The sequence below is a fragment of the Clostridium sp. genome, assembly GCF_051656525.1.
In the GTDB taxonomy this organism is placed as follows: domain Bacteria; phylum Bacillota; class Clostridia; order Clostridiales; family Clostridiaceae; genus Clostridium.
Genome location: NZ_JBOGCC010000410.1, coordinates 1 through 10,707, shown reverse-complemented (window position 1 = coordinate 10,707; position 10,707 = coordinate 1). Strand labels below are relative to the sequence as shown.

At 25.0% G+C, this 10,707-nt stretch carries 9 protein-coding genes, 1 pseudogene and 1 CRISPR repeat array; of the genes and pseudogenes, 7 read left to right on the top strand and 3 right to left on the bottom strand.

The window, feature by feature from the left end:
* Positions 1 to 176: pseudogene (locus ACRDDY_RS19765) on the top strand (glutamine-hydrolyzing GMP synthase); the annotation flags it as partial.
* Between the two features lie 125 nt (positions 177 to 301).
* A CRISPR array of direct repeats spans positions 302 to 2,039; the repeat unit is 30 nt; unit sequence ATTTACATTCCATACTGATTAAATTAAAAG.
* 197 nt (positions 2,040 to 2,236) lie between these two features.
* Here ACRDDY_RS19765 and cas2 read toward each other — a convergent pair.
* The 3 genes from cas2 to cas4 are packed head-to-tail and all read right to left on the bottom strand — an operon-like array spanning position 2,237 to position 4,014.
* Positions 2,237 to 2,518, bottom strand: a complete 282-nt coding sequence (gene cas2 / locus ACRDDY_RS19760; protein ID WP_438566617.1) for a CRISPR-associated endonuclease Cas2 — start codon at positions 2,516 to 2,518, stop codon at positions 2,237 to 2,239.
* A 3-nt stretch (positions 2,519 to 2,521) separates the two neighbouring features.
* Entirely contained in the window at positions 2,522 to 3,514 is a 993-nt protein-coding gene (gene cas1b / locus ACRDDY_RS19755; protein WP_438566616.1) for a type I-B CRISPR-associated endonuclease Cas1b, read from the bottom strand.
* Between the two features lie 8 nt (positions 3,515 to 3,522).
* A complete protein-coding gene (gene cas4 / locus ACRDDY_RS19750; protein WP_438566615.1) occupies positions 3,523 to 4,014 on the bottom strand; it encodes a CRISPR-associated protein Cas4 in 492 nt (163 codons plus the stop codon).
* 147 nt (positions 4,015 to 4,161) lie between these two features.
* Between cas4 and cas6 the strand changes: the two genes are divergently transcribed.
* From cas6 to ACRDDY_RS19720, 6 genes are all read left to right on the top strand, one after another.
* Positions 4,162 to 4,872, top strand: a complete 711-nt coding sequence (gene cas6 / locus ACRDDY_RS19745) for a CRISPR-associated endoribonuclease Cas6 (RefSeq protein WP_438566614.1) — start codon at positions 4,162 to 4,164, stop codon at positions 4,870 to 4,872.
* A gap of 19 nt (positions 4,873 to 4,891) precedes the next feature.
* Entirely contained in the window at positions 4,892 to 6,247 is a 1,356-nt protein-coding gene (cas8a1, locus tag ACRDDY_RS19740; protein ID WP_438509630.1) for a type I CRISPR-associated protein Cas8a1/Csx8, read from the top strand.
* Positions 6,247 to 7,146: a type I-B CRISPR-associated protein Cas7/Cst2/DevR gene (cas7i, locus tag ACRDDY_RS19735; protein WP_438507029.1), complete on the top strand. Its 900-nt coding sequence runs from the start codon at positions 6,247 to 6,249 to the stop codon at positions 7,144 to 7,146. Before cas8a1 ends, cas7i begins: the two co-directional genes overlap by 1 nt.
* Before the next feature lie 2 nt (positions 7,147 to 7,148).
* Positions 7,149 to 8,012 carry a CRISPR-associated protein Cas5 gene (cas5, locus tag ACRDDY_RS19730; RefSeq protein ID WP_438507028.1) on the top strand — a complete coding sequence of 288 codons (864 nt, stop codon included), beginning with the start codon at positions 7,149 to 7,151 and terminating at the stop codon, positions 8,010 to 8,012.
* 43 nt (positions 8,013 to 8,055) lie between these two features.
* Complete coding sequence (gene cas3, locus ACRDDY_RS19725) at positions 8,056 to 10,182, top strand: CRISPR-associated helicase Cas3' (RefSeq protein ID WP_438566613.1); 2,127 nt, start codon at positions 8,056 to 8,058, stop codon at positions 10,180 to 10,182.
* Between the two features lie 176 nt (positions 10,183 to 10,358).
* The gene (locus ACRDDY_RS19720) at positions 10,359 to 10,697 is read left to right on the top strand and encodes a hypothetical protein (RefSeq protein ID WP_438566612.1); all 339 of its coding nucleotides are present in this window, start codon (positions 10,359 to 10,361) and stop codon (positions 10,695 to 10,697) included.
* The last annotated feature ends 10 nt before the right edge of the window (positions 10,698 to 10,707 follow it).

The window sequence follows — 10,707 nt, the reverse complement described above, 5'->3', positions numbered from 1 at the left end:
ACACTGCTGTTTTAAGATCAGCTAACACTATTGACTTTATGACTGCTACATGGTCTAGATTACCATATGAGTTCTTAGATAAAGTTTCTAATAGAATCATAAATGAGGTTAAGGGAATCAATAGATTAACTTACGATATCTCATCTAAGCCACCTGCTACAATAGAGTGGGAATAATTTTTAAAAATTGAATAATCTTATTTCATAGCTGCTAAGTCAAGTAGACAATGATTTTTAATAAAAAGGTACTTTTTGAGGAAAGTATCTTTTTTTATATTCAAAAATAAGAGTAAAAATTACCCCTAAACATTCCATACTGATTAAATTAAAAGCCAATGTGTAGTGCCGTGATTCACTGTTTAATCACAATTTACATTCCATACTGATTAAATTAAAAGATAGTAAGTTATATCTATTTCAAAATTAATTTTCCCATTTACATTCCATACTGATTAAATTAAAAGATGGATGAATATATAAGAGCGTTAGATAATACAGATTTACATTCCATACTGATTAAATTAAAAGCTGTTGCTGTTATCATTTGTGCATCGTTAAAGAAATTTACATTCCATACTGATTAAATTAAAAGGATTTAGCAGTTGTTGCTGCTGCAGGTTTTCTAACATTTACATTCCATACTGATTAAATTAAAAGAAGATGTATATTCCTGAATGGGTTTTCTGTTTCACATTTACATTCCATACTGATTAAATTAAAAGTTAAAAGAAAAAGCTGAAAAGTACAATAATATGCTATTTACATTCCATACTGATTAAATTAAAAGCTGATTCATATTCAAAGTTAGCTACTATAAATTTAAGATTTACATTCCATACTGATTAAATTAAAAGACCTTATGATAAATATGCTGATCCTGCAATAGCAGATATTTACATTCCATACTGATTAAATTAAAAGATAAAAAGATTTAACTAAGTCTACAAGCGTATTTACATTTACATTCCATACTGATTAAATTAAAAGCCGCACTGGAAAAAGCTTTCTATTGAAGAGATTTATAATTTACATTCCATACTGATTAAATTAAAAGCATGGTTCCTCCAGGTTTATAGCATAAACATCCACATTTACATTCCATACTGATTAAATTAAAAGTGAATTTACGTGGTCATCTGTAAATCCATCTCCCTTATTTACATTCCATACTGATTAAATTAAAAGTGCTTTCTACAACTCTTAGATGTATCTTTTGTTACCAATTTACATTCCATACTGATTAAATTAAAAGTACACTACTAGAAACTTACAAGGTTGGATTAGAAACATTTACATTCCATACTGATTAAATTAAAAGAAAGCGTAAAAAAAGCAAAAGGTGAAAATGTGATAAATTTACATTCCATACTGATTAAATTAAAAGTGTGCCCACTCTTCAAATTTAACTGATTCAAATATATTTACATTCCATACTGATTAAATTAAAAGTTATTCATAGCTCTTAAATTAACAAATATTATTGCGATTTACATTCCATACTGATTAAATTAAAAGCTGGCTTTTACAGATGTATTTTGTCACTTGAATCATTTACATTCCATACTGATTAAATTAAAAGCTGATGCACTTATAATTGACTATGGTGCAGGAATGGGAATTTACATTCCATACTGATTAAATTAAAAGCTAGGAATTATAATGTCATTGGTTTTGTTAATTAATTTACATTCCATACTGATTAAATTAAAAGCTTAACTAGACTAGATATAGTGGATACTCTTATAAATTTACATTCCATACTGATTAAATTAAAAGTATTTTTCCGCTAAACAAAATCCCAACCTCTCCAATATTTACATTCCATACTGATTAAATTAAAAGGATAGAATAAGGGGAGTAAATGAAAGAATATTATAATTTACATTCCATACTGATTAAATTAAAAGAAATATGAAAGCCATTTTAGACAATTAGAACGAATTAATTTACATTCCATACTGATTAAATTAAAAGAAGAACGAATATAGATACTGCTTTTATCTCTAAAAAATTTACATTCCATACTGATTAAATTAAAAGGCGTTATATTTAAACATCTTTCTCTAGTATATATTATAATGTCTATTTTGTCGAACATCATTTATTTTTTTCTGATTTTAATTATTTTCTAAGTTATTTTTTAATTTTTCCCATTTACACAGGTTTTTAAGCATCTGTCGTTCTCTCCACTTTTTAAACATATATCAGGTCGACAGATAAATCTCATTCAATATTTTTTAAAAAAAATTAGATGTTTTTTCATCCACCATACCCCAAAAATGTTTTTTTAATCTCTTACTTTGAGGATTTTCAAAAACAATTAATGAATCAATCTCACTTCTAATATAATTTTTCAATTCTAGTTTTAATTTTTCAAGAAGAACTGGTGTTAACTCTCCTTCAAAAACAGAATTTTGTATATGAGTAAGATATTTTTTACAAATTTTAAAAACATTTCTTAAAACTTTATTCCCATTTGATGTTTCTAAAGATATATCATAAACTAAAATTATATACATATGCTACCACCACATTTTAAATGAATTATACGGAGTATTTTCCATTAAATTTTTAATCAATTTATAACATTCTAATCTAAGAAGATGTCTATAACTTGTATTCCTATTTAACTCTCTATGCTTTATAGTACTTTTCATCCTTTCATCAAATTCTTTTAAAATTTTCATTTTTGCTTTAGGTTTTAAATAACAAAAATTTGACTCCTTATCAAAATCATCTTCAGTAATAATATTTTTATTTATAAGTGAGAATATCATCCTATCACTTATCAATGGTTTAAAAACTTCAGATATATCTAAGCATAAAGAAAACCTTTTTTCTCCGGGAACATGCAAATAACTTATAGTCGGATTTAGTTGAGTTTTATAGATTTCTGTAAGTGTTGAGGTATAAACTAATGTATTAATAAATGAAATTAAACAGTTAATCATATTATCTGGGGGTCTTTTGACTCTTTTTTCAAACTCCACTTCTTTATTAAAAATTTTACTCCATGATTCATAATATATTTTTCTAATATTTCCCTCAACTCCCATTAACTCTTGAACACATTTCACTTTTTTTATACCTTTAACTAATTCCTCAATATTTGATATTACATCTGCTAAATCTTTATCTCTATTATTATAATATTTTAAATTTCTTAAAATATTATGAGCAGCACCAGAAATAAACTCTTGAGCTAACTCTAATTTTTTACATTCATTTAAAAAACTTTCTACCTGCTTAACCAATAATGCTCCTGAAACTTTTGTTTCTTTCGGATAAAAACTCCCTGTATAAAAACCATAATAATTAAAAAAATGAGTTGGAATATTTAATTGTCCCATATAATTTAAACATTTAGTATTTAAAGTCAATTCTCCAAACACATATATATCTCTAGCAACCTCAATCTTTAAATCTTTAAACTCACCCGAGGGAGTTTTTAATCTAAAAACATTGTCTTTTCTACTTAATGTACCATTAGAAAATAAATAATAACTTTCGCTCATAACTCCTCCTAACACATACAATATTCAAAATATGCACATTTTTTGCATATAACCATTTTTTTCAAAGGTAACGATTCTGTTGAATTTATAATTTTTTTTATGTCTTTTAAAATATTTTCAATTTTTATAATATCCTCAGATTCTAAAACAACTTCTTGAATTTCTTTAATTTTAGGATAATCTATTACTCCCTTTTTTACATTAATATTTTTATTCTTTAAAAAATAAAGATAATATTTTACCTGCCATATATTTGCTTCTTCTATGTCTTTACTTTTTTTTACCTCATGTAAAATTTCCCAACGTTTTAAAAAATCAATATTAATAGTTTCATCAATCATAATGTGTTTCTCTTCTTTAGTATAAGTACTTTCATCAAGAAGTTTTCCCAAAAGAACACTTTCATTTTCGTCTTCAAGAGAGATTCCTTTTGAAAAAAGCCATAATTTTCTTTTGCATACAAAATAATAATAAAACATTACTCCAGTTATTTTTTGCATACCTATCTCCTTCCATATTTAGTAACTTTTTTTACTTTCTATGTACTTCTAAATATAAATAAATTTCCTGTTTTTTCTTTAAAAGTTGACATAAAAAAAATCATATGTTACTTTCTAAGTAATATAGAATATAAAGGGGGAAAGAAAATGAGGTTAGAACTCAACTTTGTAATTAAAAACAACGAATTACCTATAGATTTTAGAAAAACTTTAGTATCTTTTTTTAAAAATACTATAGAAATCTACGATAAAGACCTTTTTAAAAAACTTTATGATATTGGCCAAGAGAAGCGAACTACATTTGCGCCATTTTTTACACCACTTCATTTCAATCAAGATAGGATAATTTTAAAAAATAATAATATAAAAGTTATCTTTTCTACGGAAGATGATTTATTAGGACTACACTATTTTAATGCATTTCTACAAAATCTAAATAATCCATATAATCTAAAACATAATACTTTAATATTGATAAGAGCAATAAAAATCAAAGAAAAAAAAATTGAAAATAGTGAGGTTATCTTCAAACTATTATCACCACTTATTATAAGAGAACAACTGAATGAAAAGAAAAGTTGGTACCATCTTTTAGATGAAAAGGGATTAACTATCTTGAAAAGAAATCTATTAACAACCTTAAAAGATGATTTTCCACAAAAATATTTAGAAGAATTAAAAATTATTCCTCTGGAAACAAAAAAAACTATTACAACTTTTTATGGAATTAAGATGCAAGGAAATCTAGGTTTGATCAAAATTATTGGAAAAAAAGAAATTTTAAATAATTTATATAAAAGTGGAGCTTTAAGTAGCCGAAAATCTATGGGATTTGGATTATTAGAAATAATCGAATAAAAAGAGGGGGGAGAATTTAATGGCATTAATTAGATTGGAGCCTTTAGATTGGAGATATAGTTCTGCAATAGTAGGTCTTTCTAGATATCTTAAATATCACTCTTGTAATTTTTCATTAACAGAGGATTATATTGAATTTGACGATGAAGATATTGTAGAAGAAAAATATTTAAAATTTGCTGAAAATTATTTTAAAGAAGTTATGCATCATATTACTATTTTAGAAAATATAGATATCATTTACGAAGACGAAGACAAAGAAATTGAAAAAATAAAACTTATAAATGATAAATTAAAGGCCAATAAAATACTAAAAAATATATCTTCTAAAATAAAATATGATGGGAACAACTCTAATAAAATCAAAGAATTAATTAATGATAATCGAATGGATATTATAAAAAACACATACCTAAATGGAAAAAGTTTGTATTCTAACTTCTGTAATTCAAGCTTATTATTTAAACCTCCTGGAAAAGTTTGTAGAATAAACGGTTTTTATATAGATATGTCAAGAAAATCTAGAGGAAATGCATATAAATTTGATTCTAAGACTTTTGTCTATAATGATAGTAAATATTTCGATTTTATTCCATTTGGATTTAGTAAAGATAGAGAATCTTTTTTTATTAATTGTAGTGTCAGTGTTAAGAAACTAATCTCTGTCAATGATGTCGACTTTAACTCTACAGAACGAAATGCTTTACGGTCTGAATTACTTTTAAATTTGGGAACTGCAAATTCTAGGATAGAGTTTGATGTTGAAGTGATTATAAAAAATAGGGAACAAAATTATTTTGAAACTCTTTTTATTAGAAAAGAAGCAATTAGCATATTTAAAAAAGTGAATGAAGAAACAAAAAAAACTTTAAAATATCCGTGCAATATCAGAAAAATAACTAGTTTTTCTTCAAATGAATATCTACCGATAGAAAAAATTGTTACAGAAAGTATTTTAAATTTAACTTATTTAGATAATATAATTGAATTTTTATTAAAAAATAAAGAAAAAAAATATTTGACAAGTCATTTAATAACAATAAACACATTAATTTATAAGGGGGAAAAAGATATGTACTATCAGTATAAACAAGCTCAAGAAGATGCTACAAAAATAAGAAATAAATTACAAGATAATAAGCTTAGAACTTATGAACAAAAATTAATAACTGCTATTTCATTGAAAGATTATAACAAAGTTAAAGAGATTTTACTACATCTATCATCAGTAGCACAATTACCTATAAGAGCATTAATTCCTTTATGTTTAGATTTTGAAAAAAATAAAAATTTAGCATATATATTTATAAATTCTCTTGGAAACAAAGAAGAACATTCTGAAAAAATAATTTCAAATGATGAGGAGGTAAAATAATGCAAAAAAAATCTTTGACATTAACAATAATAGCTAATATGACATCAAATTATGGTGAGGGATTGGGTAATGTTTCAACTATCCAAAAAGTTTATAGAGAAGGAAAAATCTATGCTACTAGAAGTAGAGAAAGTTTAAAAAATGCTATTATGGTTGAAAGTGGTATGTATGAAGATTTGGTTGTTACAGTTGATGGTGCAACACAAAAAGTAGTTTCTGAAGATAGAAATGTTAGTAACTGCCGAGCCTTAGAAGGAGGCTATATGAATACAGCTGTTGGGAAAAATAAACAAACTTATGTTAGAAATAGCTCTTTCTATTTTACTGATGCTATTGCTTGTGATCCATTTAGAGTAGATTCTAGATTTCATAACAACTTATATTTAGCATCTACTTTTGCTGATGCTAACGGAATCAATTTGCAAGAAAAAGGTGGCGCTAAAAAAGCTGGTCTTATGCCATATAATTATGAGTATGATAAGTCCTTAAAAATATATTCTTTTACTATTGATTTGACTATGATTGGAAAAGATGAAAATTTCAATGCTGAATCTTCTGTAAAAGAAAAAATAGAAAGAGTTACGAAAATATTAGATGCAATAGAAAATTTAAGTTTAATTGTTAAAGGAAATCTAGATAATGCTGAGCCTATATTTGTTGTGGGTGGGCTATCTCCTAGAATGACTCATATTTTTGAAAATACTGTAAGAGTTAAAGAAAATAAACTTCATATAAGTAAAGATTTAAAAAATAAAATAAAAGAAGGATACTATGTTGGTCTATTAGAGGGTGATAATTTAGATAATGAATTAGAAATCATAAATTCTCTAAATCCACTTTCAATTGGGGAAGTATTTTCTAAAATAAAAAATGACGTTAAAAATTATTATGAGGTTTAATTATGGAGCTTCTAAGAATAATATTAACTCAAAATAAGGCTCACTATAGAAAAGAAGAAGCTATAGATAACAGAATGACTTATCCTTTACCTCCATACTCTACAATAATTGGAGCTATTCATAAGGCTTGCAGCTATACAAATTATCATCCTATGGATATATCTATCCAGGGGAATTACAAAAGTTTATCTACTGAATCTTTTACAGATTACCTTTTTTTAAACTCAGTTACAGACGATAGGGGAATTTTAGTTAAACTCCCAGACGAAAATCTTTACTCTAAAGGATTTATAAAAATTGCGGAAGCTACTAAACCACAAAATAATAGTTTTAAAAATGAAGTAACAATATTTGTACATAATCGATTACTTTTAGATGAATACAAAACTTTAAAAGAACATGACACTAAAAATAAAGAGCTAAAAAAATATAAAAATTTAATTACATCTCTAAAGTATTATGAAATACTAAATGACGTTAATCTAGTTATTCATATATCTAGTGATAAAGCTACTTTGGAAACAATAAAAAATAATATATATAATTTAAAATCTATCGGAAGAAGCGAAGATTTTGTAGATATAAAAGAGTGTGACTTTGTTCAAACAACAGAGATTAACGATGTTGTAACAAGTGAAAACTCAGGATATTTAAAATTAGAAAACGTTAGAAATTACAATGTTTTTGAAAGAACAAATACTAATGGAATCGGAGGTACTCTTTATTTTCTTAATAAAGATTACTCTATTATAAAAAATCAAAGAATTTTTAATAAAAAAAAGGTAATTTATTCATCTAAATATAGTATAGAAGAAACTTGTGAAAATATCTTATATGATGGTCAATATATTATTAATTTAGTTTAAAACTAATTTGGTACAATTAGTTTGGAATGAAGAAGGAGAGTTCATGGATATTGAAAGTTTATTACAAAAGTTGCTAGCTAAGCCATCTGAAAGTATAAGAGAGCATACAGACAAAGTTAAAACTCAAGCTAATGAACTAAAAAAATTAAATTATATTTCAGAAGAGACGTATAAATTATTAAATTTGGCTTGTGAATATCACGATTATGGAAAATTAAATAAAGAATTTCAAAATAGAATAAATACTCATAATAAATTCAATCCAGAAAAAGAAATTGGACATAATATATTATCAACATACTTTTTAGATAAAAACATATTTGAAAAAAGAGAAGATTATTTGAGAGTTCTTTATGCTATTTTAAATCATCATTTTTATACTGATAATTTAGAAGTTTTAGAAAATGAACGAAAACTAAGTTTAGACCTCTTAAGTAATTTTAATATCCAGAAACTTAGTTTAAAAGATTTAAAAAATTTGAAATCAGATTTGGAAGAATCCTTTGATGTTTTAACAGGACTTTTAAATAAATGTGATTATTCAGCAAGTGGAAATTATCCAATAGAATATAAAAATAATTTTTTATTAGATTCTTTAAAGAATTTAAATTATTCTTGGAATAATTTGCAACATTATTTAATAGAAAATAGAAATGAAAATGTAATTGTTGTTGCTAATACTGGCATGGGAAAAACAGAGGCTGGTTTACTTTGGATTGGTGATAATAAAGGATTTTTTGTATTGCCACTAAAAACTGCCATAAACTCAATCTATAAAAGAATAGCTCAAGATTTAATAAAAACTGAAGTCGAAAAAAAAATTATTTTATTACACTCTGAAGCTACGGACTATCTCTTTACAAATACTAATCACAGCTATGAATATATAAAAGAATACATGAAAATGGGGAAAGCTCTTTCTATTCCTCTTACTGTATCAACCTTAGATCAAATTTTTAATTTTGTTTTTATGTATCCAGGACATGAACTTAAGCTAGCTACTTTAAGCTATTCTAAAGTTGTTCTAGATGAAATCCAAGCTTACTCTCCCGACTTACTTGCTTATATTGTTATTGGATTAAAAAAAATTAAAGATGTTGGAGGTAAATTTGCAATATTAACAGCAACTTTACCGCCGTTTATTAAGAAATGTATTGAAGAAGAAATTGGTCCAATAAAATATAAAAGCTTTGTAAAAGGAATTAACCGTCATAACTTGGAAATTAAAAATTTTCAAATTTCTGCTGAATTTATTTATAACCATTATCTTAAAAAAAAGAAAAAAACATTAATTATTTGTAATACTATAAAAAAAGCTCAAGAACTCTATAAAGAATTATTAAAACTAGGAATAAAAAAAATAGAGTTAGAATTATTACATTCAAAATATTTGAAAAAAGATCGATTAGAAAAAGAAATAGATATTTTGCATTTTGGAAAAACAGAAGTTGATGGAGATAAAATTTGGATATCCACTTCTTTAGTTGAAGCTAGTCTCGATATAGATTTTGATTATCTTTTTACAGAATTAAATGATTTAAGTGGATTATTTCAAAGACTAGGAAGAGTTAATCGAAAAGGGAATAAATCTATTAAAGAAACTAATGCCTTTGTTTTTACCGAAATTAATACAAATTTATTTATAAATGGAAAAAAAGGATTTATAGATAAAGATATTTTTGAGCTTTCTAAAAAAGCTTTAAGTGAAGTTAATGAAATTTTATCTGAAGAACAAAAATATAATCTTATCGAAAAATATTTGACAATAGAAAACTTGAAAGAGTCAACTTTTATAGAAAATTTTAAAAAAAATAAAAATTACATGAAAGAAATTTGGCGTGGTAAATTTACTAAAGATGATGTGGCTAAAGAGTTTAGAGATATAATTTCTTACAAATGTATTCCAAAAAAAATTTATGAAAATAATAAAACTTTGATTAATAAATTAATTGAAATTTACTTAACAGAAGAGGGAATCGATAAAGAGAAAGCAAGATTAGACTTAAATATGTATACTATAAATTTAGGCATTTATGATAAGGGAAAATTTGCAACCTTAAAACATATTGGAATAGAAGAAATATATTTTGTAGATGGAGATTACTCTTATGAATTAGGTTTTGAAAGGGATCAACAAGAAAGTGAAAATAAATTTGATTCTTTTTTATAATTCGATTGGAAAAAATGATTAAAAATACTTTTTTTCAATTTAAATTGTGTACATTTTTAAGATACGTTTTTAAAATTGTATCAAAAAACAACTATTTTTCTTCCTAAATTATAGAAAAACCCTTTTTTTTATGCTAAAATATTTATAACACTTACTGGGGGAGGGAATAATAAATTATGTTAAAAAAAATTAAAACTATTTCTGAAAATCTTTCTAATAGCGAAATTCCTAAAGTTTTTGATCATTTTGGAAAAAAGATACTTCCTTTTTATAAAAGAGAAGTAAGTACTCGAACAACTCATGGGGGAACTTGGGATATAGAGGAAGAGTTTATCATTGGAATCACAAATCACGGTTGGGCAAAATATGACTATATTTTCAATTGTTCATCTGAAGCAGGAGTTAAGAATCATCTTTCTGAAGAGATTATGACACCTTTAACTTATGAAAATATACTATTTTATTGTAATACAATACCTGAGCTTAAAGAGAAGATCCAAGAGTGTGGTATTTAAACAAAAAAGA